This window comes from Candidatus Symbiopectobacterium sp. NZEC135, assembly GCF_025962695.1.
The window spans coordinates 1-994 of sequence record NZ_JAGFPF010000733.1 but is presented as its reverse complement, the minus strand read 5'-3'; the positions used below and the strand labels follow the sequence as shown (position 1 = coordinate 994).

The 994-nt window shown below is 42.1% G+C and carries 1 protein-coding gene; it reads left to right on the top strand.

The features are described 5' to 3' along the window. On the top strand, positions 1 to 166 hold a 166-nt coding region (locus tag J5224_RS30065; protein WP_264628715.1), incomplete at its 5' end, for a DUF4354 family protein. Positions 167 to 994: the final 828 nt, after the last annotated feature.

Sequence of the window (994 nt, the reverse complement as noted above, 5' to 3'; positions counted from 1 at the left end):
GTACTCTCCTGACAACAAGGCGTTCAGGCTCGATACGGTGGATGAGGCATTGACCACCGGTATCTTAAAAGAAGGCAAGTCTGTCAAAGGCATTGCCATGTTTGCCTCTGAAAACGCTGCTGTGTTCAACGCGGCTGTTGTGAAAATAACTGATGATTGTAAATGATTAGCGAAGGCGACATTATGTTAAAAAGGCCCAGAAAGGGCCTAAATAGCTGCTTTTAAAATGATAAATTGCTAGCCTGAGATACCCACAGTCAATTATTTTTTTGCTGTAGAGCGGCACTCGCGGCACCAGCTTTGATTGGTTGCACCTGCTGGAACAGTTCGGAATCCAAAAAGCTGCAAAAGTTCGCTTGAAGTGTGCGCTGTCTTTTGACAATTCGGGCAAGCATGGGGAAGGTTTACTGTACCTACCATATAAGGCTCCAATAATTAGTGTGATATGAAAGTTGCAGGAGATGCTATCGGTTCTCTTTGCAGTTCAAGCCTATTCGAAGTTATCCGGGGTTCGATAAATTTGGACCCATTTACGCCCTGCCACACTTGTTGGTGGAGCATATTCATTATCACGGATTGTGCAAAACCTACCATATATCTTCCAAGAGGTATTGGTCAGCATTAACACTTCGCATTCTTGAAAAGAACCACCATTCCTTCCCACATGTTCATGTGGTCCGACAATTAGCGACATAACTCTCTCCTATACGGATACGGGTAAACAAACCCATGTTTTATATGCGGGTACTTTCCGTTTTTTCAAGTTGCGTTTTTTAATTCCGTAAATTGGTATTTCAGCATTTTGAATGCGAAATTATTTGATATCTAATTATGAGCTAGATAATGAAATAGGAAAATTTGGATTTCTCTGCTCTGGTAGCAAACGGTGCATCTGAGTTGCTTAAACAAAACATTTGTAGCCCAATTGGCTGATTGGTCAACAGCATGGTGAATTGGCAATTCATTGGTACAGAAGCCCTTACCGGTAGATTGA